General features: G+C 56.3%; 27 protein-coding genes and 2 tRNA genes. 15 read left to right on the plus strand and 14 right to left on the minus strand.

Annotated elements, in window-relative coordinates; translation table 11 throughout:
- The first annotated feature begins 175 nt into the window (after nucleotides 1–175).
- Both M516_RS0104515 and M516_RS0104520 read left to right on the plus strand, forming a co-directional pair.
- Nucleotides 176–502, plus strand: coding sequence for an ArsR/SmtB family transcription factor (locus tag M516_RS0104515; protein WP_051188101.1), 327 nt, complete (start codon nucleotides 176–178; stop codon nucleotides 500–502).
- A gap of 68 nt (nucleotides 503–570) precedes the next feature.
- Nucleotides 571–984: an ArsI/CadI family heavy metal resistance metalloenzyme gene (locus M516_RS0104520; protein ID WP_029098071.1), complete on the plus strand. Its 414-nt coding sequence runs from the start codon at nucleotides 571–573 to the stop codon at nucleotides 982–984.
- 66 nt (nucleotides 985–1,050) lie between these two features.
- On the opposite strand, the gene arsC is transcribed toward M516_RS0104520, so the two are convergent.
- The 5 genes from arsC to M516_RS0104545 form a co-directional block, all read right to left on the minus strand.
- Entirely contained in the window at nucleotides 1,051–1,476 is a 426-nt protein-coding gene (gene arsC, locus M516_RS0104525; RefSeq protein WP_029098072.1) for an arsenate reductase (thioredoxin), read from the minus strand.
- 34 nt (nucleotides 1,477–1,510) lie between these two features.
- On the minus strand, nucleotides 1,511–2,602 hold the full coding sequence (arsB, locus tag M516_RS0104530; RefSeq protein WP_051188099.1) for an ACR3 family arsenite efflux transporter: 1,092 nt from the start codon (nucleotides 2,600–2,602) through the stop codon (nucleotides 1,511–1,513).
- Nucleotides 2,593–2,922 (minus strand): ArsR/SmtB family transcription factor, encoded by a 330-nt coding sequence (locus tag M516_RS0104535; protein WP_029098074.1) that lies wholly within the window; start codon nucleotides 2,920–2,922, stop codon nucleotides 2,593–2,595. Before M516_RS0104535 ends, arsB begins: the two co-directional genes overlap by 10 nt.
- Nucleotides 2,923–3,053: 131 nt before the next feature.
- Nucleotides 3,054–3,461 (minus strand): hypothetical protein, encoded by a 408-nt coding sequence (locus tag M516_RS0104540; protein ID WP_029098075.1) that lies wholly within the window; start codon nucleotides 3,459–3,461, stop codon nucleotides 3,054–3,056.
- 204 nt (nucleotides 3,462–3,665) lie between these two features.
- Nucleotides 3,666–3,757: transfer RNA gene (locus M516_RS0104545), tRNA-Ser, on the minus strand.
- Nucleotides 3,758–3,899: 142 nt separating this feature from the next.
- Between M516_RS0104545 and M516_RS0104550 the strand changes: the two genes are divergently transcribed.
- Nucleotides 3,900–4,640, plus strand: a complete 741-nt coding sequence (locus M516_RS0104550) for a pseudouridine synthase (protein ID WP_029098076.1) — start codon at nucleotides 3,900–3,902, stop codon at nucleotides 4,638–4,640.
- Here M516_RS0104550 and tadA read toward each other — a convergent pair.
- Both tadA and M516_RS0104560 read right to left on the minus strand, forming a co-directional pair.
- Nucleotides 4,631–5,110 carry a tRNA adenosine(34) deaminase TadA gene (tadA, locus tag M516_RS0104555; protein ID WP_035288896.1) on the minus strand — a complete coding sequence of 160 codons (480 nt, stop codon included), beginning with the start codon at nucleotides 5,108–5,110 and terminating at the stop codon, nucleotides 4,631–4,633. The two genes, M516_RS0104550 and tadA, sit on opposite strands and share 10 nt — an antisense overlap.
- Nucleotides 5,110–5,709 (minus strand): nitroreductase family protein, encoded by a 600-nt coding sequence (locus M516_RS0104560; RefSeq protein ID WP_044899295.1) that lies wholly within the window; start codon nucleotides 5,707–5,709, stop codon nucleotides 5,110–5,112. Before M516_RS0104560 ends, tadA begins: the two co-directional genes overlap by 1 nt.
- 111 nt (nucleotides 5,710–5,820) lie before the next feature.
- Between M516_RS0104560 and M516_RS0104565 the strand changes: the two genes are divergently transcribed.
- From M516_RS0104565 to M516_RS0104595, 7 genes are all read left to right on the plus strand, one after another.
- Nucleotides 5,821–6,324, plus strand: coding sequence for a DinB family protein (locus tag M516_RS0104565; RefSeq protein ID WP_029098079.1), 504 nt, complete (start codon nucleotides 5,821–5,823; stop codon nucleotides 6,322–6,324).
- 160 nt (nucleotides 6,325–6,484) lie between these two features.
- The gene (locus tag M516_RS0104570) at nucleotides 6,485–6,985 is read left to right on the plus strand and encodes a ribonuclease H-like YkuK family protein (protein WP_029098080.1); all 501 of its coding nucleotides are present in this window, start codon (nucleotides 6,485–6,487) and stop codon (nucleotides 6,983–6,985) included.
- 247 nt (nucleotides 6,986–7,232) lie between these two features.
- Nucleotides 7,233–8,096 (plus strand): glucose PTS transporter transcription antiterminator GlcT, encoded by an 864-nt coding sequence (gene glcT, locus M516_RS0104575; RefSeq protein ID WP_029098081.1) that lies wholly within the window; start codon nucleotides 7,233–7,235, stop codon nucleotides 8,094–8,096.
- Between the two features lie 130 nt (nucleotides 8,097–8,226).
- Entirely contained in the window at nucleotides 8,227–8,736 is a 510-nt protein-coding gene (locus tag M516_RS0104580) for a PTS sugar transporter subunit IIA (RefSeq protein ID WP_029098082.1), read from the plus strand.
- Complete coding sequence (locus tag M516_RS0104585) at nucleotides 8,733–8,996, plus strand: HPr family phosphocarrier protein (protein WP_029098083.1); 264 nt, start codon at nucleotides 8,733–8,735, stop codon at nucleotides 8,994–8,996. Before M516_RS0104580 ends, M516_RS0104585 begins: the two co-directional genes overlap by 4 nt.
- A 240-nt stretch (nucleotides 8,997–9,236) precedes the next feature.
- Entirely contained in the window at nucleotides 9,237–10,679 is a 1,443-nt protein-coding gene (gene nagE / locus M516_RS0104590; RefSeq protein ID WP_029098084.1) for an N-acetylglucosamine-specific PTS transporter subunit IIBC, read from the plus strand.
- Nucleotides 10,680–10,793: 114 nt separating this feature from the next.
- Nucleotides 10,794–11,711, plus strand: coding sequence for a DUF7916 family protein (locus M516_RS0104595; RefSeq protein ID WP_029098085.1), 918 nt, complete (start codon nucleotides 10,794–10,796; stop codon nucleotides 11,709–11,711).
- A 66-nt stretch (nucleotides 11,712–11,777) separates the two neighbouring features.
- On the opposite strand, the gene M516_RS0104600 is transcribed toward M516_RS0104595, so the two are convergent.
- Together M516_RS0104600 and M516_RS0104605 are read right to left on the minus strand one after the other, a co-directional pair.
- A complete protein-coding gene (locus tag M516_RS0104600) occupies nucleotides 11,778–11,972 on the minus strand; it encodes a hypothetical protein (RefSeq protein ID WP_029098086.1) in 195 nt (64 codons plus the stop codon).
- Between the two features lie 62 nt (nucleotides 11,973–12,034).
- Entirely contained in the window at nucleotides 12,035–12,253 is a 219-nt protein-coding gene (locus M516_RS0104605; protein ID WP_029098087.1) for a helix-turn-helix domain-containing protein, read from the minus strand.
- Between the two features lie 166 nt (nucleotides 12,254–12,419).
- Between M516_RS0104605 and M516_RS0104610 the strand changes: the two genes are divergently transcribed.
- Together M516_RS0104610 and M516_RS0104615 are read left to right on the plus strand one after the other, a co-directional pair.
- Nucleotides 12,420–12,773: a helix-turn-helix domain-containing protein gene (locus M516_RS0104610; RefSeq protein WP_029098088.1), complete on the plus strand. Its 354-nt coding sequence runs from the start codon at nucleotides 12,420–12,422 to the stop codon at nucleotides 12,771–12,773.
- Between the two features lie 110 nt (nucleotides 12,774–12,883).
- Nucleotides 12,884–13,420 (plus strand): ImmA/IrrE family metallo-endopeptidase, encoded by a 537-nt coding sequence (locus M516_RS0104615; protein WP_029098089.1) that lies wholly within the window; start codon nucleotides 12,884–12,886, stop codon nucleotides 13,418–13,420.
- Nucleotides 13,421–13,548: 128 nt separating this feature from the next.
- Here M516_RS0104615 and M516_RS0104620 read toward each other — a convergent pair whose 3' ends face one another.
- Complete coding sequence (locus tag M516_RS0104620) at nucleotides 13,549–13,881, minus strand: winged helix-turn-helix transcriptional regulator (RefSeq protein ID WP_029098090.1); 333 nt, start codon at nucleotides 13,879–13,881, stop codon at nucleotides 13,549–13,551.
- 242 nt (nucleotides 13,882–14,123) lie between these two features.
- On the opposite strand from M516_RS0104620, the gene M516_RS25420 reads away from it, so the two are divergent.
- From M516_RS25420 to M516_RS0104635, 3 genes are all read left to right on the plus strand, one after another.
- Nucleotides 14,124–14,276, plus strand: coding sequence for a hypothetical protein (locus M516_RS25420; protein WP_156110387.1), 153 nt, complete (start codon nucleotides 14,124–14,126; stop codon nucleotides 14,274–14,276).
- A gap of 176 nt (nucleotides 14,277–14,452) precedes the next feature.
- Nucleotides 14,453–15,244: a delta-lactam-biosynthetic de-N-acetylase gene (gene pdaA, locus M516_RS0104630; protein WP_029098091.1), complete on the plus strand. Its 792-nt coding sequence runs from the start codon at nucleotides 14,453–14,455 to the stop codon at nucleotides 15,242–15,244.
- 638 nt (nucleotides 15,245–15,882) lie between these two features.
- A complete protein-coding gene (locus M516_RS0104635; protein ID WP_029098092.1) occupies nucleotides 15,883–16,272 on the plus strand; it encodes an exosome complex component in 390 nt (129 codons plus the stop codon).
- 277 nt (nucleotides 16,273–16,549) lie between these two features.
- Here M516_RS0104635 and M516_RS0104640 read toward each other — a convergent pair.
- From M516_RS0104640 to serS, 4 genes are all read right to left on the minus strand, one after another.
- Nucleotides 16,550–16,626 (minus strand) — tRNA-Arg (locus M516_RS0104640).
- 85 nt (nucleotides 16,627–16,711) lie between these two features.
- Nucleotides 16,712–17,992 carry an isocitrate lyase gene (gene aceA / locus M516_RS0104645; RefSeq protein ID WP_029098093.1) on the minus strand — a complete coding sequence of 427 codons (1,281 nt, stop codon included), beginning with the start codon at nucleotides 17,990–17,992 and terminating at the stop codon, nucleotides 16,712–16,714.
- Nucleotides 17,993–18,010: 18 nt separating this feature from the next.
- Complete coding sequence (aceB, locus tag M516_RS0104650; protein WP_029098094.1) at nucleotides 18,011–19,621, minus strand: malate synthase A; 1,611 nt, start codon at nucleotides 19,619–19,621, stop codon at nucleotides 18,011–18,013.
- Nucleotides 19,622–20,057: 436 nt separating this feature from the next.
- A complete protein-coding gene (gene serS, locus M516_RS0104655) occupies nucleotides 20,058–21,347 on the minus strand; it encodes a serine--tRNA ligase (protein WP_029098095.1) in 1,290 nt (429 codons plus the stop codon).
- Nucleotides 21,348–21,433 lie beyond the last annotated feature (86 nt).

Below are 21,433 nucleotides of genomic sequence, written 5' to 3' on the forward strand. Positions count from 1 at the left end.
ATCATGAACATGGGAGGCAATCAGCCTCTCCTGTCTCCGGAAATCTTGCGTTTGGAAATTATTGTAGAAGAAAAAAGGGAGGCGATCAAACATGCGAGGTGGTATCTATTGACAGCGAAAAACCGCAGGGTGTATGCTTATTACATCAAAAAAAATTGATGAAAGGGACGACACCATGAAACAGCCTCAGGCAGCCATCGAACCTACCGACGCCTTCTTTGAACAGTACGAAGCCAAATTCAAGGCATTGGCGGACAGCAAGCGCCTGCGAATCATGCACGAACTCACCCGGCGGGGCAGCGTGTGCGTCTGTGATCTGGCGGACGTGATGGGGATGGCGCAATCGAAACTTTCCTACCACCTGAAAATCCTGCTGGACGCTGAACTGATCACCAGGGAATCGGACGGGGTCTGGAATTACTACAGCTTGAACCACGCGGAAGTAAACCGCCTGCTTTCCGACGAACTGTGCTGCATCTTTCGCCGCAGCGGCTGCTGCTGATTTTTTTCTCTTTTCATCAAATTTTTTTGATGTTTATTTCAAAAATATTTGATTTAGGAGGAGCTGCCATGAAGTACGTGCATGTCGGCATCAACGTCACCGATCTGGACCAATCGGTCGCCTTTTACAGCAAGCTGTTCGGAACCAATCCCGTAAAGAAAAAGGCGGATTACGCCAAATTTTTGCTCGATGCTCCCGGTTTGAATCTGACGCTGAACCTCGTCGACGCCGTCAGCGGCAATCAGGTGAATCACTTCGGGTTTCAAGTGGAGCGGGCGGACGAGGTCCTCGTTCACCAGAAGCGTCTGGAGGATGCCGGCCTGCCGATTGCCAAAGTGGAGGCCGATACGACCTGCTGCTATGCCGTTCAAGACAAGTTTTGGGTCGTGGACCCCGACGGCAACGAGTGGGAATTTTTCTACACCAAACAGGACGCCGACGTCCGCAGCATCCAAACCAACAGCAGCTGCTGTACGGCCTGAAAAAACGAACCAATCACTTCCCTGCGGACGGGGAAGTGATTGGTTTTGCCTAAATGCCCTCTCGGGTTATTCGCCTTCTTTCAGAAACCCTTCGATGCGGTTCCTGATGGCATCGCGGACGCTGCGAAAGCTGTCCATGATCTCCGCCTCGGTACCGGAGGCTTTGGCCGGGTCGTCGAAGCCCCAGTGCCATTTGACCACATGCTTGTTGGCAATCACCGGGCAGTGCTCATCCGCGTGGCCGCACAGCGTAATGACGTAATCGGCGCGGTTCAGCACCTCCGGGTCAATCACATCCGACGTCTGGCCGGAGATGTCGACACCGGCTTCTTTCATCACTTGTACCGCGCGGGGGTTTAGGCCGTGCGCTTCCAAACCGGCGCTGCGCACTTCATAGCGGTCTGCGCCCAACGCTTTCAAAAATCCCTCCGCCATCTGGCTGCGGCAGGAGTTTCCGGTGCAAAGAAAGTAGACGAGCGGTTTTTTGTTCATGTCCGATTCTCCTTTATTCGTGATTCCGGTTCGTTCACACCGGGGACTTGTGCGGAAAAAACGTTTGCCGAAACCGGAGGGCGACGTTGACGAGGGCAATCATGACCGGCACCTCGACGAGCGGTCCGATGACGGCCGCAAACGCCGCACCCGAGTGGATGCCAAAGACGCCGACCGCCACGGCGATGGCCAGCTCGAAGTTATTGCTCGCCGCCGTAAACGCCAGGGTTGACGTCACGGGGTAATCCGCGCCTGCCTTTTTCCCCATGAAAAACGAGATGAAGAACATGACGACAAAATAGATCAGCAGGGGAATTGCGATGCGGATGACATCCAGCGGCAGTTGAACGATGACCTCCCCTTTCAGGGCAAACATCACGACGATGGTAAACAACAGGGCAAGCAGGGTGATCGGACTGATTTTCGGGATAAACACGCGTTCATACCAGTCACGCCCCCTTGCCTTGACGAGCAGGAAGCGGGTGAGCATGCCCGCCAGAAACGGGACGCCCAGGTAAATGAACACGCTCTTGGCCACTTCCGCCATCGTGATGTCGATCACCATGCCCTTTAGGCCAAACCAGCCGGGCAGGACCGTTACAAACACATACGTATACACGGAATAGAACAGCACCTGGAAGATGGAGTTGAACGCGACCAGCCCCGCCGCATATTCGGTGTCTCCTTTGCATAAATCGTTCCAGACGATCACCATCGCAATGCAGCGGGCCAAGCCGATCATGATCAACCCCACCATGTATTCCGGGTACCCCTGCAGAAATACAAGGGCCAGCACAAACATGAGGACCGGACCGATGATCCAGTTTTGCACGAGCGACAGGGCCAGGACCTTTCCGTTTCGAAATACGCGCCCCAGTTCTTCGTAACGAACTTTCGCCAGCGGCGGATACATCATCAAAATCAGCCCGATCGCGATCGGAATGGATGTCGTCCCAGCCTGGTACTGGTTGAGATAGGCGACGACATCGGGGAAGAACACGCCCGCGCCCACTCCGACAACCATGGCGGCAAAAATCCACACAGTCAAATAACGATCAAGGAAAGATAATTGCTTCCCCACACCCCCGGCCACTCGCTCTTTCACTCCTTCCGGTTTTACTCGCATGTGACCAACAGCCCTTTGTCCTCCAACTCTTTCAGTGGGCCGGACATATCGGGCAGATGACGCAGATGGAACCCGATTTCCTCCAGTCTATGTTCGTTCAACGAATAAAACACCCACTGCCCCTTTCGCGTCTCCCGCACCAGACCCACCGTTTTCAGGCGGCTCATATGCCGCGACACGGCCGGTTGGGAAATGTTGAAGATCGGCACCAGCTCGCATATGCAGCACTCGCGTACGCGCAGCAAGGCAATGATCTTCAGCCGGGTGGGATCGGCGAGGGCTTTCAACGCGTCAGCGATGGTTTCAAAATGATCGGTCATGGCTGCCTCCCATACATTATGATCATATAACTATATTGTTATTTTATGCGGACAAAAAATCAATATGTAATTTTTTTTAATGGTGTCCACGTCCATCCTGTTGTGATTGGGTGTCGTGAATAAAAACATTATTACGCCTCCATTTTTCTCTTCACTTCAACCCCCTGTACTTCCCATGCAAGAAAGAATACGTTACGCAATGTGAACACCAGATTACCGGCATAAATGGCACGGATTTGATTGTGGTGATCATAGTCGATGATCTCAAAAGCTGCCAATACCTGCGCTTCGTCTCCAGAATTTGTTACCTCTTTCACCTCGACTCTGGGGCGGCCAAGTTTTTCTTCATCGGCAAATTGATAAAATGAACGAATCTTATCAATATCTTCTTGTTTCAATTGTGAACGCTGCACATCACCGGTTCTCACTTTATCCATAGCAGCTTCCACTATTTCAACAGGCGACTTCTTGATGGTGTCCAACGCAATCGTGGCGAATAGGAAAACAACAAGGCATCCAAACAGGAGTTTTCTCTTCATCGTGCTTCACCTCGTACTGGTAGTGAAAAAGAGCTCCGAACAATAGATGGAGCTCTCCGATTCGTATGCAATTCCATTTTATCTCCTTTGATCTGGATAACCACTAAAAAATGTAAAAAATCACGGCAATTTGTTAATCTGCCGCAAAAATAAAAAGCACAAGCTGGACGATACGACCAACCTGTGCTTAGCTTGCAATCTGTATGGCGGAGAGAGTGGGATTCGAACCCACGCACGCCTCACGACGCCTAACGCATTTCGAGTGCGTCCCCTTATGACCACTTGGGTATCTCTCCACTGTGTGCTTGAAACAAAATTAAATATAGCAAAAGATCGTCCAAAGCGCAAGAGTAAATCCATGCCACCCCTTGATTTGCCGTCGGCGTTGGGCCAATATAGTAACAGCACAGCGAAAACGATGAGAAACGGGGAATTCAATTGAAGCGAGAGCGTTTGGACAAGGTCCTCGCCAACATGGGATTGGGGACGCGCAAGGAAGTGAAGCAACTGGTGAAGCAAGGGCTGGTGGAAGTGGACGGCTCCGTCGCCACTGATCCCGGTATGCACGTGATACCGGAAGAGCAGGAGATCACGGTCGAGGGGGAACCACTCAACTACAAGCGCTGGCTGTACATCATGCTGAACAAGCCGCCCGGGGTCGTCTCCGCCACGGAAGACAACCTGCACGAGACGGTGGTGGATCTCCTGCCGTACGAGTGGGGCCACAAGGTACACCCGGTCGGCCGGCTGGACATCGACACGGAAGGGCTGCTGCTCCTGACCAACGACGGACAGCTCTCCCACAACCTGCTGTCGCCGAAAAAGAAGGTGGAAAAGGAGTACTTCGCCCGCATCCAGGGCCGCGTCACCGACCAGCACGTGGAGGCGTTCGCCCGGGGCGTCGAGCTGGAGGACTTTACGACCCTGCCGGCCAAGCTGGAGATTCTCTCCTCCGGCGACGTCTCGGAAGTCAGGGTCACGATCATGGAAGGGAAATTTCACCAGGTGAAGCGGATGTTTGCCGCGTTTGGCCTGCAGGTGGTCTACCTGCAGCGCGTCCGCATGGGGCCGCTTCATCTCGACACGACGCTTTTACCCGGGGAATTCCGGGAATTGAGCGAGGAAGAATTGGAACAACTTCGCCGCCATATCCAGAAGGACAGCCCGGTTCAATCCTGACCGGGCTGTTTTTTCTTCCGCAGACCGCGAAAAAAGTCTTTCAGCATCTGGCCGCACTCCTCCGCGAGCACGCCCTCCACTACCGGCACCTGGTGGTTGAATCGCGGCTCATCCAGCAGGTTCATCAAGGTGCCCGCGCATCCTGCCTTCGGGTCGCGGGCCCCGTACACCACCTGCTCGATGCGGCTCTGCACAATCGCTCCCGCACACATCGGACACGGCTCCAGCGTCACGTACAGCGTGCAGCCGATCAGCCGCCATCCGCCGAGCCGGGCGCTGGCCTCCCGGATGGCGATCATCTCCGCGTGCAGGGTGGGATCTTTTTGCGTCTCCCGCAGATTGTAGCCGCGTCCGACGATTTCCCCGCCGCGCACGATGACCGCCCCGATCGGCACCTCGCCGATGGCCGCCGCCTTTTTCGCCTCTTCCATCGCGGCTCTCATGTATGTCTCGTGTTCCTGCATCTCCATCACGTGCGTCCAAATACCCCTTCAAACACAGTCTCGGACAGTTCCCGGCGTCCCGACGGTTTTTCCCGCTCCTGCAAATGCTCGGGCAGCGCGTCCTTTTCCCCTTGGTAGCCGATGGCGATTACCGCGTGCAGCTCGTATTCGTCCGGCACGCCCAGCACTTCGCGCGCCTTGTCCGGGTCAAAGCCGCCCATCGCGTGGGTAATCAGGCCGCGCCGGGTTGCCTCCAGGGCCAGGTATCCCCATGCCGCGCCGGCATCAAACGCATGGGCCCGGTTGTGCGCTCCCTTGACGTTGACCGTTTTGGACAGGATCAGGGCCAGCACCGGCGCTTTTTCGCACCAGACGCGGTTACCGTCCGCGATGAACGGGTAAAAGCGCTCCTTATCCTCCCGGCTGCGGGCCAGGATAAACCGCCAGGGCTGTTCGTTGCTGGCCGATGGTGCCCAGCGCGCCGCTTCAAACAGGCTGAACAAAACCTCGTCGGGAACCGGGTCCTGCTTGAATGAACGGGGCGACCAGCGATTGAGGAAGACCGGGTCCACCTCGTAGGACGCTTTCCGGTTTTCTTCCACCTGGGGCAGGTACTTGTTCATCATCGTTACCAAACCTCCTTCTTTTTTTTACAGAAAGGTACTGGATAAAACCTGCCAACCTGGAGTATAATAGAGAACAAATGTTCCTATCACTTTATTGAGGGAGGGTTTTTCATGTTTTCAAGCATTTCGTCTTTTGTCCAGGTATGGGAAAACGAGGCGCAGGCGACCCAGCGGATTCTCGACGCCTGTACCGACGAGTCCCTGCAGCAGCGCGTCACTGCCGAAGATCGCACGCTGGGCCGGATCGCTTGGCACATCGTGACCACCGTTCACGAAATGATGTCCCGCACCGGCCTGCAATTTGAAGCGGCCGACGAGCACCAGCCCGTGCCGTCCTCCGCCCGCGACATCGCCGAAGCGTGGCGCAAAACCAGCGCTTCCTTTGTAGAAGCCATCCAGTCCCAATGGAGCGACGCCACCCTGCAGGAAGTGCGCGAGATGTACGGCGAGCAATGGCCAAACGGCCTCACCCTGTACCTGCTGATCCTGCACATGGTCCATCACCGCGGACAGATGACCGTCCTCATGCGCCAGGCCGGTCTTCGCGTGCCGGGCGTGTACGGACCCGCACGCGAAGAATGGAGCCAGATGGGCATGGAGCCGCCTGCCCTGTAATCGCCCAACCAATCCGCCGCCTCGCTCTCCGCGTCTCCGGAAAGAACGCCGAGTTCCGCGCGAGGTTTCGTCTCCTTCCATTCACATACTCTCTTTGTGTTTACATACATTAACAGTGTAAGCGCACGAATGTATACAACCTCTGTGAGGGGGGATGTGAGTGGGAGTAACCCCTGTTAGCCCCGTCCTGTTCGACCGGTTTCACAGTCCGACGATCGGGCTTCTGGACAAGGCAGCCGTCTTTTCCAACATCGAGCAAACCGTATCCTCGACAGCCGGGACGTACGAAATCATTGTCGGCGCCGACTCGAAACTGCGGAACCGCGGCACGTCCTTTGCCATCGTCATCACGCTGATCCGTCACGGTCGCGGCGGCAATTTTTTTTACCATACGTTTCAGGAACGGCATTATTCCTCGCTTCAGCAGCGCATTTTCCAGGAGGCGTTTTACGCCGTGGGGTTGGCTTCCGAACTGCGCCACTATCTGCGTGAACGCAATATCGACATCCCCATCAGCCTGCATTTTGACATCGGCAAAAACGGTCCTACCCGTAAGTTTATCCAGTCATTGCTAAGTCTAGCAAGAACCAACCACTTCCGGGCGGAAATCAAACCATACGCGTATTGCGCTTCCACCATTGCTGACAAGTTTACCAGATAGGAAACACCCTTCGCGGAACGCTGCCCAGCCTTCCGCCTTTTTTGTGCGGCAGGGAACGATTTCGCTTCGCCCGCGTCTTTTCCCTGCATGATTGACAACGGCAATCCGGTGCGTTATCATGAAAATGGAGTGAAGCGTTTTCACATAAGCGTGTTACTGGTAATGCAGGCATGAGCTGAGAAGATCTTTTTTTACCCAAAAAAGGTTTTTTCAGCTCTTTCTTTGTTGGTAAGGTGGGTGGTAACGGGTGTCTCGTGAACAGGAAAAACCGTATACGATCACGCGCGTTCTGAACCACAACGTCGTTCTCGTCGAAGAACCCGGCTCCGGCCAGGAGATTGTGCTGTTCGGAAAAGGCATCGGCTTCGGCACCAAACCCGGGAACACCATCCTTCCCCACGACGCACGTGTCGAAAAACGCTTCCGCTTGGAAAATGAAAACCACCAGCAGCAGTACCGGACCCTGCTCAGCCAGGTGGACCCGGCCGTAGTGGGGATCGCCGAAGAAATCATTGCCCTGATTGCCAAGGAAATCACGCCGCACGTAAACGAACACGTCCATGTTGCCCTGCCGGATCACATCCAGTTTGCCATGTACCGCCTGCGCAACGGCATGGAAATCGTCAACCCGTTCCTGTTTGAGATACAGACGTTGTACAGCAAGGAATACGCGTTGGCCAAACGAGCGGCTGAGATGATCAAATTGGCGTTTTCCCTGGAGATACCGGAGAGCGAGATCGGCTTTCTGGCGCTGCACATCCATTCTGCCGTCAGCTATATGCCGGTGAGCAAAGCGGTCCAATTCACCAACATCATCACCGAGTTGGTCGGCATTATCGAGGAGCGGACGGGCAGATCCATCGAACGCAACACGATCGATTACGTCCGCCTCATCACGCATCTGCGGTTTGCCTGCGAACGGATCCGGCAGCAGAAATCGATTCACAACCCGCTGTTGGACCGGTTGAAGGAGACCGCTCCGGAGGCCTATGCCGTGGCCGAGGAATTGGCCCGGCACATCTCGAAGCGGCTGGACATGAACGTACCCGAAGATGAGATCGGGTACATGGCGATGCACGTGTTCCGGCTGACCCAGCAGCCCTGCGAATGAAAGAATCAATACCTGCGTGTTACTAGTTCGACTAGGCATGAGCGGTGAGAGCATGCGGACATAGCAAGAATGCCGCATGGATTCCCCGTTCATGCCTTTTTTCGTACAGCAGACGCAAAAGGAGGAGCTTATGTTACGCAGTTTGTTTTCCCGCAAAAAAAAGCAGCAAGAAGTGACGATCCTGGCCCCCTTGACGGGCGTGGTGGTGCCGTTGAGCGAAGTGCCCGACCCGGTCTTTGCACAGCAGGTTGTCGGCGACGGCGTAGCGATCGACCCGATCGAAGGAGTGCTCGTCTCCCCCGTCGACGGGAAAGTGACCCATCTGTTCCCTACCCATCACGCCATCGCCCTGACCAGCGACAGCGGCCTGGAGATTCTCATGCACATCGGCATTGATACGGTGAAATTGAAAGGGAAAGGGTTTACGCCGTTTGTGGCCGTCGGCGATCAGGTAAAAGCCGGCGACAAGCTGATCGAATTTCAACTGGAAACGATCCGGCAGGCAGGATGCGCCACGGTGACGCCCGTGGTCATCACCAACGGCGATGTGGTCGCCGAGAAACAGGTGGTCGCCTCGCCCAACGTGCATGCCGGTCAGGAGCCTCTGATGAACGTCGTGGTAAAAGGAGGCACAGCATGATTCAGTTTCAGGTAACCGTCACGGCGGAAGGCGGGCTGCACGCCCGCCCGGCAGCCCTGCTGGTGAGCCGGGCCTCTCAATCCCGGTCGACCGTCACGCTGGCCAAAGGAGACAAACAGGTGGACGGCCGCAGCATCCTCAGCGTCATGACGCTGGGAGCCGCACAGGGCGACGTGCTGACCGTACAGGTAGACGGCGCCGACGAGGAAGAAGTGGCCGCCGCCATCAAGGAGCTTTTCGACAAAGAATGTAAGGTGTAACAGGTATATCCCCCGTGGAGCACGCTCTCTCTGTCCACGGCAGAAGAGGTATCCCGCTATCTGAAAGGCAAAACAGAATCACCGGTTTTGCCGTCACCCGTTTGCAAACGTTTTCATCTGTTATTCTCCATTCGTCAGACGAGTCACTCTCCGGCTGTGTCCTTATTTTATCGCTCCTTTCTGAACTCCGCCGGAGAGCGGCTTTCTGAATATCACTTTCATCCCAAGGAGGTTTTCTCTATGCTTGCTTTTCTGCAAAGGCTCGGGAAAGCGCTCATGCTCCCGGTAGCCGTCCTGCCGGCAGCGGCGCTGCTGGTGTCCATCGGTCTTCTCGACTACGAGAAGAACATCCCGCTCGGCTCCACAGTGGGCGGCTTTCTGAACACGTACGTCGCTCCCTTCCTCAATGCCGGCGGCACTGCGATTCTCGGTAACCTGGCCTTGATTTTTGCGGTGGGTGTCGCCATTGGTTTTGCGGGGGACGCGATTGCCGCCCTGGCGGCGGTCCTGGCTTACCAGGTGCTGGTGGGGGTACTGGCCAAAGTGCCCGCCGCCATGCCGTTCATCGATGACAAGGTGGAACTGAACATGGGCGTTCTCGGCGGATTTTTGGCCGGCGGTGTAGCGGCTTACTGCTACAACAAGTACCGCGACGTCAAGATGCCTGAGTGGCTCGGTTTCTTCAGCGGCAAGCGGTTTGTGCCGATCGTGACCTCTCTGTTCATGGTGGTCATCGGGATCGTCATCGGCTGCGTTTGGGGACCGATTCAATCCGTATTGGACGCCTTCGGGAACTGGGTCGTCGGGCTGGGCGGCATCGGCGCGGCCATCTTTGGCTTCTGCAACCGTCTGCTCATCCCGTTTGGCCTGCACCACGTGCTCAACGCCATCGCCTGGTTCCAAATCGGCAGTTTTACCGATGCCGCCGGAAAAGTGGTTCACGGCGACCTGTGGCGTTTCTTTGCCGGTGACAAATCGGCCGGCATGTTCATGACCGGCTTCTTCCCGATTATGATGTTTGCCCTGCCCGCAGGTGCTTTTGCCATTATCCACACGGCAAAACCGGAAAAACGGAAAGCCGTCGCCGCCATCTTCCTGAGCTCGGCCCTGGCTTCCTTCCTGACAGGGATTACGGAGCCGATTGAATTCGCGTTCATGTTTGTGGCTCCCGTACTCTACGTGGTTCACGCCGTCCTGACGGGTATTTCCGGCTATGTTGTGTACGCCCTGGGCATCAAACACGGCTTTGGCTTCTCCGCCGGCCTCATCGATTATCTGGTCAATTTCCATCTGTCGACCAACGCGCTGCTGATCATTCCGGTCGGCCTGGCATTCGCCGCGGTTTACTACTTCCTGTTCCGCTTCCTGATCGTCAAGCTGAACCTGAAGACGCCTGGCCGCGAAGACGACGAAGAGGGGACGGCAGCCCAAGCGTCCGGCAGCGGCACGATGCAGGAAAAGGCGCAAAAAGTGCTGGCCCTCATCGGAGGCAAGGAAAACATCGTCAGCGTGGACGCGTGCATCACCCGCCTGCGGCTGGTCTTGAAGGATGACAAGGTCGTTAATGAAAAAGGCCTGCGCGATCTCGGGGCGGCCGGCGTGATGAAACTGGGGCAGGGCAGCGTACAGGTCGTCTTCGGTCCCCAGTCGGAAGCGCTGAAGGACGAAATCAAAAAGATGTAAGCCCCGTATCGACGCTCGCCAGACGACGATGCACTTTCCCACCCGGTCACGCCCTGCCGCGCCGGGTGGGCTGCTTTATGTCGGCACGACATTGTTGTCACAGGGAGGAAGACGATGAAACGATTGTTGGACTGCACTGCTTCCGATTTTTCGCAGATGACCGGGCAGGATTTGAAGCGGGCGATCAAGGCCTCGGAAGGGCGGGTGCTGGTTGCCGAGGTGATCTCCGCCGTCGCCCCGCTCTACCCCAGCGTCACCAACGCGGAACTGGCCGCCGCCTTTGGAGCCGACATGATCCTGCTCAATTTCTTCGACGTGTTTCAGCCACACGTGGAGGGACTGACCGCCTCCGCGCCTGATGAGACGGTACACGAGCTGAAACGGCTCATCGGACGTCCCGTCGGCCTCAATCTGGAACCGGTCGATCCACAGGCCAGACCGGCAGAACAACTGCTCACCCTGCCCCCAGGGCGGCTGGCCTCAGCGGAGACCTTTGCCGAGGCGAAACGGCTCGGATTTGACTTCCTCTGCCTGACCGGCAACCCCAAGACCGGAGTGACCAACCGGGAAATCGGGCAGGCGATCCGCACCGCCCGTGAAGTCATGGGCGAAGACATGTTGATCATGGCCGGGAAAATGCACGGCGCCGGCGTGGAAGGCGAAGCCGGCGGCGATTTGGTGGGAGAGCAGACGATCGTCGGATTTATCGAAGCGGGGGCGGACATCATCCTGCTCCCCTCGCCCGGCACCATTCCCGGTATCACGCTTGATGCGGCCAAAGCCATGGTCGATCGGGTCCACCGCCACGGCGCGCTGGCCCTGCTGGCCACCGGCACCAGCCAGGAAGGGGCGGACGAGGCGACCATTCGCCAGATCGCGCTGAACAGCAAAATGGCCGGGGCCGATCTGTATCACATCGGCGACGCTGGCTACACCGGCATCGCCATCCCGGAAAACATCATGCACTACTCCATCGCCGTACGCGGAAAACGGCATACCTATGTGCGGATGGCCGCATCGGTCCTGCGGTAACGCCAGGCAGCACAACGAAGCGGTTTCCCCGCGGGCACTTCCGTTCGGGGAAACCGCTTTTCTTCATCACGGCACCCGCCCGGCAAACGGGGCGGTCAGCGCCGCTTCGCTCTCCCTTTGCAGTTCCCGCTCAAACGACTCCAAGCGCCGGAGAAAATCCTGGCAGGCAGGAACGCTTTGGGGCTCCATCATCGCAAGCTCGTACGCCAGTGTCTTTTTCCAGATTTCCAACTGCCGTTTATTGGCTTCCCGGGCTTCCACCTCTTTCCCCCCCGACCGATCTCTCGCCGTATCGTTCTGTGATCTGCTCGCCTCTTTGTTTGTCATATCAGCAAAATCAAACACTGAAACAAGTCGCGCAGTTCGCATTTCAGCTTTCTGGCCAATACCGGCAGATGGTTCGCCTTGAAGTCGTACTCGCCCTTTTCGTACTTCAGGTAGGTAGACGCGTTCTTGAAGCCCAGCGATTCCGCCATGTCCTGCAACGTGATCCCCGTTTCGAGCCGTCGTCTTGCGATGAACTCCAGGTTGACCCTGTCCAATCGGCATCCCCCTTTATTTGCCAAATCAGCAAATTCTTAACCATTATCATACCGTTTCAATTTTCACAAAGTCAACATGTTCTTTGTCAAATTAACAAAGTTGTGTTTTCCGTTATGGAAAATTGTTAGAATGATTATTGCCATAGCGGAAAGGTTGTGACGAATGATGTCAACAGTCGGTCAACGGATCAAATGGCTCCGGGAACAAAGGCGGTGGTCCCAAATCCAATTGGCCGAAAAATTGCAGATTCACAACACGGTGCTCTCGCGGATTGAGTCGGGTGAGAAAAAGAGCGTGGACAACCATCTGCTCTCGAAAGCTGCCGATGTGTTCAACGTCTCCGCCGATTTCCTCCTCGGCAAAACGGATGACCCGACACCGTCGTGGGGAACCCGGAAAAACCCGGAGGAGCATATTTCGTTCTTTGACTTGGAGGGATTGAGCCCATCCGAGATTGAAGAAGTGAAAAAGCACATCGACTATTTGCGGTGGAAAGCCCGACAGTCGGACAAACAATGACCGGCAGGGGCAGGACGTGCCATTCCGAACACCTGTCCCGTCCCGTGCACGGCATTTTCTTTTTGTCGCAAAACCGAACATATGTTCTTTAACAAAAAGGGGGAATGAACATGCTCCGCGATTACAAACAAACGGATCTGGAAAAATGGGTGGGCGCTTTTTATGCCGAACTGGGAATGCGGCATGCGGGAGATCTGCGTGAGGAAGCGGTCGCCGACGCCCTCGGCATTGATCTTGTGTACCGCCCTTGCCCGTCGATGCGGTACGAAGCCGGCCGCTACCGCTGCATCACGATCAATTCCGCCCTGCCCAGGCCGGTCCAGCGGGAACAGTTTTTTCATGAGCTGGGTCACATTTTGCGCGGTCACACCGGGAAACAGCTTGAGATGAGAAAATCGTTCCGCGACCTGCAGGAGGCTCAGGCTTCGCAGTTTCAACTTTACGCGGCCCTGCCGTTTTTCATGGTATCCAAGTTGAGACTCACCGACTGCCAGACCCATCCGGCCTGCTTGCTGGCCCAGGAGTTTGGAGTGACCCGGCAGCTCGCCGAAAAACGGCTCGCCCAGATTCGCCGCCGCATCATCAGCGAACGCCTGCACCGCCAGTTTGTCGCCGGCCTCCACGGCAGGGGCCCGCGTCCCGCTTGAGATCCGCTCTGCCGCCGGAGCATGTCCGAAACATGTCCCATTACGGGAAGCGTCCCCGCACGAAAAGACGCGGTCCTTTCCAATAAATCAGCGCCGAACACATGTCCGGCGCTTTGTTTGTGGTCCGTTCAGTTGGCTGCTTCCTGATCCAGTTCGATCCACATTTGTGCCCATTTCTCGACGCCTTTGATGATCGGTTCCAGGGCGCGTCCTTTATCCGTAAGCGAATATTCCACCCTCACCGGAGCGGAATCCGTATAGACCTCCCGATGTACAAGTCCTTCCTTCTCCAAATCCTTCAGCCGTTCCGACAAAAGCCTGCCGCTGATCGGAAGCGCCTCTTCAATCGCACAAAAACGCTGCGGTCCCGAAAGAAGCTGGTGCAAGATCAGCCCTGTCCAACGCTTGCCGAGCAGATGCATGGCTTTTTCAAACTTCGGGCACAGAGAAGACTGCTTCATGGAAATCACCTCATTCTCCATTCAGTATACCGCTCTTTTTTACTTGCATCAAAACCTGGACTGTAACAATCGGGCGGAATGGGCCGTGTAGTCGATTCCCGTAATGGCGGGCATGACGTTTGCCGTCTACGGCTGCAGCCCATTTCAAATGGGGCCGGAAAACGCGGCCGTTCCCCCGCCCGTATGCCGCCCCCTGCGGATCGGCATGCTAGTGAATGGAAACGTCAGGAGGTGAGTGCTCCATGCCCGATCAAAAGGACAGGGCCAAGGCCATTTTTGAAGTGGAAGACAAGGTTCCGGTCGGTTCCGTTGACAAGACCCGAGCCGGAACCCCCGATCGCTCCGAGCAGTATCCCATTCCGGCCCCCCGTCCCGTTCCCTGGGAGGAGGCTTGAGGACGTCCGGCCTTCCCGGTCCATGCAGCAGGGGAAGGCCGCTTTGTTTGTGGTACCGCGCTGTTCCTTTCCCGAAGAGCCTTGTCGCGGTACGGTACATAACTTCCCAACATTGTTGGGACAATATCGCTAGGAGAAAACGGGAAGCCTATTGTCACAAAGGAGGGCGGGTTACCATGAAGCGCTTCACCATTCTTTCCGCTGTCTTGCTGCTCGTTACCATCGTTACGGCACATGCGGCTGCCCATCCGGATACGGCGTACCATTTTGGCTTTAAAAAGAGCAGGGACGGCCAGCTTCCTTCCATCGACCAGGAAGGATTCAAGTCCGTTGTGGAGAAGCACGGGGCCATCTTTTTGGGGGATACGACCAAAAAAGAACTGTTTCTTACTTTTGACAACGGGTACGAAAACGGCTACACGGGGCAAATTTTGGACACGCTCAAGGCCAAAAAGGTGCCGGCCATTTTTTTTGTGACCGGACATTACGTGAAGGACCAGCCGGAACTGGTCAAACGGATGGCGGACGAAGGGCATCTCATCGGAAACCACTCCTGGAGCCACCCCGACATGACGACAATCCCCAACGCCCGCATCAGGGAGGAGTTGGAAAAAGTACAGACGGAAGTTGCCCGGATCGCTGGTCAAAAAGAGATGCGCTTTTTGCGTCCCCCCCGAGGAATTTTCAGCGACCGCTCCCTTGCCGCCTGCAAGGAGTTGGGCTATACCAGCGTCTTCTGGTCGATTGCCTACAAAGACTGGGACACCAAGGTGCAGAGAGGCTGGCGGTACGCGTACGACAACGTCATCTCGCAGCTTCACCCGGGTGCCGTCATCCTGCTGCACGCCGTCTCCCGCGACAACGCGGAAGCGCTGGGCGCAATCATCGACGAGGCGCGCAAGCAGGGGTACGAATTCAAGAGCCTGGATCAGTTGGTCCCGCAGCAGCCCCCGACACCTGTTCCGTAAAGCGGCCTGCCGGGAAAGGGCTGCCTGTTCGTCCCTACCCTGTCATGGAAAAAGCGGCGCGTTTGTTTGAAGCGATGCCGCTTTTGACACGGAAAAAACCGACGCGTTCTTCCCCGACTGAAGCCGCCATTCTTCTCAACCCAAACCGCCCATACACGGATTGGACGCCACGAAAAAACCGTCTCCCATCAGAGAGACGGTTTTTTGCCCAGGTCCGTTTTCGTTCCTGTATCTTCACGGTTTTCTTTATAACAATCCATGCAAAGCTCATTGTTATTTTCAATTTCGTACTCCGTTAGACGAACCTGACATACTCGACATTGTCTTTCGGTCAATACCAAGTTCAATGAGTATACCCCTTTCTTCTCACGGTAGTCATTTTCATTGTATCTCATAAATGGGAGCAATGAATAAGCCCGATGTTAAAATTGTGTGAATTCTTAATAAAATATTGCCAGTTTTTTGTAGTGGAATACCTGCGCCATACGCTACAATCAAGGGGTTAATAAAGGTTGCAGTGTGTCTCGGCCAAAGTGGAACTGGATCATCCCGTGAGATAGCCATATACGTTTTCCTTTCAGATTCATTACAAGAAAGAAGAAAACTCGTCTGTTTTTACAACCCAAGGAGGAACTTTCATGATGAAAAAAATGATCAGTCTTAGTGTCATTCTGGCGATGACTGTTTGCATTCTATGGGGGTGCTCTTCAAGCAGCCATCTCCACAACAGTCACCCACAAATGGAAAAACAGGAAGAAAAAAGGGAAGAGATCAGCATTGTCTTTAACGAAAAAGAGGTCAAACTACCAATCAGGCAAATACCGCCTATCAATCAGTTCTTGGAACAATTGGATCCAACGCAGCGTGAACAAGAAATGTCACGCTTTCGGATTACCACATTTTCCTCCAAGACGGGCGATCTCTATGCTGATGTAGGATATACAAGAGACCATTCTTTCACGACCCTTGCCAAGTGGAAGCAACAAGACAAGCCCACTAAAACGGTAAAAATTACGTTTGACCTTTAACGCGTGCGTGAATGCCGATGAAGTCCCAGGCGGTCACTTCGTCGTTGTACTGAGCCGCCCCCCTTGTGGGGAACGTCTATTGTACAGGGCCGGAGCGCGGCAACGCTCTTGGCCCTTTTTTGTTTACGCAAATTAATGTACCCTGCATACATTTTTATGGTATCACAAATCGCCGTCCCTTCGACAATGGGTATCGAATCCTTTGCATGGAACCTCCTATTTCTGCAGCAGCACAATCCGTAAAAAGAGAAAAAACCGCGCCATCGCGCGGTTTTTATGGCGTCCCCGAGAGGACTCGAACCTCCGACACGCAGTTTAGGAAACTGCTGCTCTATCCTGCTGAGCTACGAGGACGTAATGCACCTACCTTAATTATATGAAGGATGACGACTTTTTGCAAATGGGAGGACCAGGGACAATGCCCCGGTCCTCCGTTTCATCAGCTATGGGTAAACTGCTCTTCCTCGGTGGAGCCTTTCAAGGCCGTGGTCGAAGAGGTGCCGCCGGCGATCACCTGTGCCACTTCGTCGAAGTAGCCGGTGCCGACCTCCCGTTGGTGGCGGGTCGCGGTATAGCCGTACGCCTCGCTCGCGAACTCCGCCTGCTGCAGCTCGGAGTAGGCGGCCATGCCGCGCTCGCGGTAGCCCCGGGCCAGCTCAAACATGCTGTGGTTGAGCGTATGGAAGCCGGCCAGAGTGACGAACTGAAACTTGTAGCCCATCTCGCCCAGTTCATCCTGGAAGCGGGCGATGGAATCTTCATCCAGCTTCTTTTTCCAGTTGAACGACGGGGAGCAGTTGTACGCGAGCAATTTCCCCGGGAATTGCGCGTGGATCGCTTCCGCGAACCGGCGTGCTTCCTCCATGTTCGGCTCGGAGGTTTCGCACCAGATCAGATCAGCGTACGGCGCGTAGCTGAGGCCGCGGGCGATGGCCGCGTCCAGCCCGCCGCGCATGCGGAAGAATCCTTCGGGTGTGCGCTCGCCGGTGAGGAACGGCTTGTCGCGGTCGTCGATGTCGCTGGTGATCAAAAAGGCGCCGTTGGCATCCGTGCGGGCGACGATCACGGTCGGCACGCCCATCACATCGGCGGCAAAGCGGGCTGCGACCAGGTTGCGGACGGCCGACTGCGTGGGAATCAGCACTTTGCCGCCCATGTGGCCGCATTTTTTCTCTGAAGCCAACTGGTCTTCGAAGTGAACGCCGGCGGCTCCCGCTTCGATCATGCCTTTCATCAGCTCAAACACGTTGAGCGGTCCGCCGAAGCCCGCTTCCGCGTCAGCCACGATCGGCGCAAACCAGTAGATGTCGCCGGTCCCTTCCGCCTGCTGGATCTGGTCGGCGCGCTGGAGCGCCTGATTGATCCGCTTGACCACCTGGGGAACACTGTTGGCCGGATACAAGCTCTGATCGGGGTACATGTGCCCGGCCAGGTTGGCGTCGGCCGCTACCTGCCAGCCGCTCAGGTAGATGGCTTTCAAGCCCGCTTTCACCTGCTGGATCGCCTGGTTGCCGGTGAGGGCCCCCAGCGCCTTGATGTGGTGTTCCGTGTTGAGCAGGTGCCACAGCCGCTCCGCCCCCATCCGCGCCAAAGTATGTTCAATCTGCACCGAACCGCGCAGCCGGACGACGTCCTCTGCCGTATACGGGCGGACAATTCCCTTCCAGCGCTCCGCCTTCCAGCTTTCCTCCAACTGTCTGATCGCCTCTTGCTTGTTCATCCTCTTCCACTCCTTTTTTTATTCAAGATAGCCATAGCCCGGGATGGTCAAGAACTCTTCGAATTCATCAGCCGTCACCAGCCGCAGAAACAATTCGCCCGCCAACTGGTATTTGCCGCTCTCGTACCGTTCCCGGCCAATGGCTTGTTTCAACGTTTGCAGTTCCTCGCTCAACCACTGTTTGACCAGTCCGGCGGTAATCTTCCGCCCGTCCGGCAGCACGCCCCGGCGGTGGCGAATCCACTGCCAGACCTGGGCGCGGGAAATTTCCGCCGTGGCCGCGTCTTCCATCAGGTTGTTGATCGGCACGGCGCCGTGGCCGCGCAGCCAGGCTTCGATGTACTGGATGCCGACGCTGATGTTGGTCCGCACGCCCTCTTCCGTAATCGGCCCTTCCGGCACCGCCAGCAGATCGGCCGCCGTGACCTGCACATCCTCCCGCTTGTACCAGATCTGGTTGGCTTCCGGCATCAGGCGGTCGAACACTTCCATCGCCACCGGCACCAATCCGGGGTGGGCCACCCACGTGCCGTCATGGCCGTCGTAGGCTTCCCGCTCCTTGTCGGCCCGCACCTTGGCCAGCGCCTCTTCGTTTTTGACCGGATCGTTTTTCACCGGGATTTGCGCCGCCATTCCCCCGATGCAGGGCGCCTGCCGCTTGTGGCACGTCTTGACCGCAAGCGTGGTATACGCCCGCATGAACGGCACCGTCATCGTCACCAAAGCGCGGTCGGGGAGGATGACATCGGGCTGGTTGCGCAGTTTTTTGATGTAGCTGAAAATGTAGTCCCAACGGCCGCAGTTGAGTCCGGCGCTGTGCTCCCGCAGCTCGTACAGGATCTCATCCATTTCAAACGCGGCCAGGATCGTTTCGATCAACACCGTCGCCTTGATCGTGCCGCGCGGAATCCCCAGTTCGTCCTGGGCGAACAGGAAGACGTCGTTCCACAGCCGGGCTTCCAGGTGGTTCTCCAGTTTGGGCAGGTAAAAGTACGGGCCCGATCCGTTTTCCCGCAAGACATGGGCGTTGTGGAAGAAATACAGCCCGAAGTCAAACAGACTGCCGGAGAGCGGCTGCCCATCCAGCAGCACGTGTTTCTCCTCCAGATGCCAGCCGCGCGGACGGACGATCAGCACAGCCGTTTTGTCCTTCAGCGCGTACTGCTTGCCTTCCGGACTGGTGTAGGAAATGGTGCGTCTCACCGCATCCCGCATGTTGATTTGTCCCTGGATCGTGTTGGCCCATGTCGGCGAGTTGGCGTCTTCAAAATCGGCCATAAACATCCGGGCTCCCGAGTTGAGCGCGTTGATCACCATCTTGCGGTCGCCGGCCGGACCGGTAATTTCCACCCGGCGGTCCTGCAGGTCGGGCGGCAGGGGAGCCACTGTCCAATCAGCCTTGCGAATGTGGGCGGTCTCGGGCAAAAAATCGGGCAGCTTCCCGCAGTCAATCTCCTCCTGCCGTTTGCTCCGCTGTTTCAACAGGTCCCGCCGCCTCTCGCCAAACGCCCGCTCCAGCTTGATCAAGAATCGAATCGCGTCGGGGGTGAGAATTTCCCCATACTGCGGCGGCAGCTCGCCGGTGATGGTCACTTCGGCAGGATAATGGTTGGTGTGCAGCGTAGTCAAAGCAGGTTCCTCCTCTCCTGAACCGGAACGTTATTATGATACAGACGACAAATGATGCAGACTATTATAGTACAGCACCAGCAAAAAAATGGCCTTAATCCAGATACCCGCTGCCGCTGCAGTGGCTGCAGCTTACACAGCCGTCACCGTGACAATGATGGCACGCCACCCCGTGCTCGTCATAACCGGCCCCGCCGCACTGCGGACAATTTTGTTCGCCGTTTCCTTCACACCGAGAGCAGTTCATTATCGTTCCCTCCATTCCTGTATTAATACAATACTCAACTGTTTTGTTGTTATTATATAACAGAGATTCGTACAAAGCAACAGCATTTTCAAAAAATTTCGCCGCTGATGTCACAAACAAAAACGGCTCTCCATCCCGTGGACAGAGAGCCGTTTTTCCCTATGCTGGTTGTCTGTGCGCCGCACGCCGTCAGCGGCTTTCCTTCGGCGCGATCTTTTCCAGGCCGCCCAGGTACGGACGCAGTACTTCCGGAATGACAATGGAGCCGTCCTCCTGCTGGTAGTTTTCCAGCAGAGCGGCCACGGTGCGGCCGATTGCCAGACCGGAGCCGTTGAGCGTATGGACGAACTCCGGCTTGCTCTTCGCGTCGCGGCGGAACCGGATGTTGGCCCGGCGCGCCTGGAAGTCCTCAAAGTTGGAACACGAGGAGATTTCCCGATAGGTGTTGTAGCTCGGGATCCATACCTCCAGGTCGTACTTTTTCGCGGCGGTAAACCCTAGATCGCCGGTGCACATGCTCATCACGCGGTACGGCAGGCCGAGGAGCTGCAGCACTTTTTCCGCGTTTTTCACCAGTTTTTCCAGCTCGTCGTAGGAGTCTTCCGGTTTGACGAACTTCACCAGCTCCACCTTGTTAAACTGGTGCTGGCGAATCAGTCCGCGCGTATCGCGGCCGGCCGAGCCCGCTTCGGAACGGAAACAAGCGCTGTACGCAGCGTAATAGAGCGGCAGGTCGGCTGCGTCGAGAATCTCGTCGCGGTGCATGTTGGTCACCGGCACCTCGGCTGTCGGGATCAGGAAGTAATCCGGCCCCTCCAGCTTGAAGGCGTCTTCCTCAAATTTGGGAAGCTGGCCGGTGCCGGTCATGCTGGTGCGGTTGACGATGTACGGCGGCAAAATCTCTTCGTAGCCGTGTTCGCCGATATGCAGATCCAGCATGAAGTTCATCAGCGCCCGCTCCAGACGCGCCCCCAGCCCCTTGTAAAAGACAAACCGGCTGCCGGTTACTTTCGCCGCCGCTTCAAAGTCGAGGATGCCCAGATCGGCAGCCAGCTCCCAGTGCGGCTTCGGCTCAAACGCAAAACGGCGCGGTTCGCCCCAGGTCCAGGCCACCACGTTGTCTTCTTCCGACGTACCGATCGGCACGCTCTCGTGCGGCAGATTGGGCAGGCTCAACAAGATCTGCTCCAATTGTTCGTCCAACTGGCGCAGTTCTTCGTCCAGCGCCTTGATGCGCTCGTTTACCTGTTTCATTTCGGCGATCAGGTGGTCGGCGTTTTCCTTGTTGCGCTTCATGATCGCCACCTGTTCGGAGACCGTGTTTCGTTTATTTTTCAACGATTCCGCTTCTTGAATCACCTGGCGCCGCTTTTCATCCGTTTCGGCAAACCGGTCCAGCGCGGAAATGTCTTCGTTGCGATGTGCCAACCGGCGTTTTACCTCTTCCAAATCGCTGCGCAAAACTTTCACGTCAAGCATGGAAATCCCTCCTAATCCCTATGATCACTGGAAAGCTTCTTTTGTCCAGTCGAACCCCTTTTTGCAGGGCGATCGGAAAGCGCGCG

Origin of the sequence: Brevibacillus thermoruber 423, assembly GCF_000454065.1 — a bacterium.
GTDB classification, from domain to species: domain Bacteria; phylum Bacillota; class Bacilli; order Brevibacillales; family Brevibacillaceae; genus Brevibacillus; species Brevibacillus thermoruber.